The organism is Desulfurella sp., from assembly GCF_023256235.1.
Taxonomy (GTDB): Bacteria; Campylobacterota_A; Desulfurellia; order Desulfurellales; family Desulfurellaceae; genus Desulfurella.
Genome location: NZ_JAGDWY010000082.1, coordinates 1 through 2,679 on the forward strand (window position 1 = coordinate 1; position 2,679 = coordinate 2,679).

General features: G+C 34.9%; 2 protein-coding genes. Both read right to left on the reverse strand.

What is annotated here, in order from left to right; genetic code table 11:
• Nucleotides 1-79: 79 nt before the first annotated feature.
• Entirely contained in the window at nt 80-2,149 is a 2,070-nt protein-coding gene (locus tag Q0C22_RS08955) for a YjbH domain-containing protein (RefSeq protein ID WP_291493931.1), read from the reverse strand.
• Between the two features lie 43 nt (nt 2,150-2,192).
• Nucleotides 2,193-2,679: SLBB domain-containing protein (locus Q0C22_RS08960; protein WP_291493933.1), on the reverse strand; the 487-nt coding region annotated here is incomplete at its 5' end.

A 2,679-nucleotide genomic window follows, 5' to 3' on the forward strand; every position in this document is an offset into this window, starting at 1 on the left:
TCACATTTTTCATAAAAAACCTCCTTCAAAAACTTTGATTTAAAAATTATAAGCTTTTTTTTGCAATTTTCAAGAAAAATCATCTCGCAAAATCTCTGTAAAAATCTAATTGTGTATTTCTGTCAATATAGTCAAAGAGCTCATCATAATGGCTTATGTCTTGTGCCACATCCCTGGTCCAGGGCTCAAGAGAATAGCTGTAAACACTTTTTGTATCTTTGCCTTCAAATAATCTCAATGGTATTGAAACAGATACCCCGAAATTATGGTATCCCCTATTGTACTGATCAGTGAATATTGATGTATTTGTAAAGCTATACCAAGCAGACAAAACAACACCATTTATAAATTTAGAGACTTTAATCAAAGTTCCTACATCGCCTGCTAGAAATCGTCCCGTTTTTAAATCAACATACATTTGTGTATTTGGTATATTATAGCGAAGGTTTAAGAATTCTGTTGAGTAGTATTTTTTGGCATAGCTTTTATGAGAAAAGCCAAAAGGATCATTAATAGATCTTTTCTTTACAAGGCTTCCGCTTATGCCAATCAAAACTCTTCCGTGAAACAACGGTTTTGCTATTTCAGCGTCTAAGCCTGCATATTCAGTTTCCAATAGTCCAACAGCACCTCTTGCGTAAATATCATCTGGAAATTTAATAATTTGATTATACAAAAGTCTGCTTAATGCAAGTTTTTTTTCAAGATATAAAGGGTAATCGCTCCTTACTGGTATTGATAAAGGCTGATTTACAGTAGAAATATTGTTAAATGGATAGAAATCAACTTGCGATACAATAGTTGCTCCTTTGAAAGGGTAATACTTTACTATGCCGTTTAATCCAAATCTGTATCTGAAAAAGCCAGAAGGATCGTTTAAGAAGTTTTGCAAAGATGGATTTATTTCATAGCTAAACTGTCTATGGTACTGTTCTGGAGCATTAATATTTTTTGTTACGTTGGTATTTAGCTTTGATAAATATAAAAATTCCCAGGTTTTGAGTTTGTCGTTTATATAGTCGTCGATATCCTGCTTTGTTGTGTCAAACTGCAAAATTGGCACATCGTTTCTTGACAATATGATATGGACTTTGTTTATTTTTTTATCCTTTTTTTTAACGCTTGCTATAACCTGGCTTATAACCTTGATTGCCTTTGGAGTGTAAAAATACACATCGTTTTGAGCTTCAACCCACAGATTGCCGTTTTCTAGTTTTATTCTGATATTGCTAAAACCAGATTGGCTAAGAGCGCTTGCAAGCCTTGTTTCAAAATCGCCAATGGATTGATCTACATAAGGATACTCAACAATATGGTCTTGTATAGGTCTCATTGGTTTTCCTATATCAAATGGCATGGAAATATTAACGCCAAATTGATTTCCTCTTTGATAACTTAAATCTACTTCAATCCATTTTACAGGGTTTAATCTTAAGCCAACATTGTAATGAGATCGAGGAGGGTGAGATAAAAAATAATCGGCTTGGGCTGGATCAGAGGTATCTTTAGTATATTCTATTGGGTCATATTCAAACATCAATGCCCACTTATCAGAAGGGGCAAATTGCACACCCCAGAAAAAATTTGAATCTTTAAGCCACGCTCTTGGGTGTGTAAACATCTGCATTGAAGAAAAGTGACCACCTGTTGGTGGCAAAGGTATTTTTCCAAGTCTTCCGTTGCCAAAGCCTACAGTAAAATCAAATGGATAAATTTGTTTGCTTAAGACAATATATTGAGAAGAATATCTGCGCGACTGACCGTAAGGGTCAAGTAAGCCAATGGCTACAGCTGGTGTATATTTTCCTTCTTTTTCAATCTGATATTTTATATCTATTGACTTATCTTTGTAACTACCATAGCCTGATTCGCCTTGACTATGAAAAGGTATTAAACCAAGGATTTCTGTAACTAAAGCATTTATTTCAAGACCTTTTAGAGGACTTAGTGTAATGTAGTAGTGTACATAGGGACTTACCCTGTTTATACCTATTCTATAAGTATCTTCTTTCATAACTCTTGCCGTTGGTATGGACATTAGTCCTGTTACTCCATAATTGTTTGGTGCATGCAAAAAGTTATCAAATGCATATGAATTTAATGGTATAATAAAAAAAAATAAAACCGCAAAAAAAACCTTATATTTCATGCGAAGTTTTAAAGCAGCAAGATAAAGCCAGTTTGGCTTTATCTTAGTATAAATGTATTGCCACACCAGCTGTGACTGCTATGTTCATCAATATTTGGGTTATATCTTTAATATTTCTAAGCCATGGAAACTCTTGGAGTTTTTGCGGCACTATAATGGTATCTCCAGGCCATAACCTGTTGTCTTCTTTAGCAAAGGCTGCAAATTCCCACCTGTCTTTGTATGGATTCCAGCTCACAAGTCCATGAGAGACCTTTACAGCAGAACCGTTGGCTCTATATACATAGACATCTTTTGTATCTGCATAGCTTTCATAGCCTCCTGCCATTTCTATGTAATCTTTCCATGTATAGTGTGGATTATACACATAACTGCCAGGTGACATAACTGCGCCAACAACATTTACAACATCGTTTCTAACAGGAATATATAATCTATCGCCATTTTCTAAGGGTATATCCTCACTTGAACCTTTTAGAATTCTTATCGGGGCAAGGTCTATTGTTACCCTTCCGCTTGCTTTGACAGAT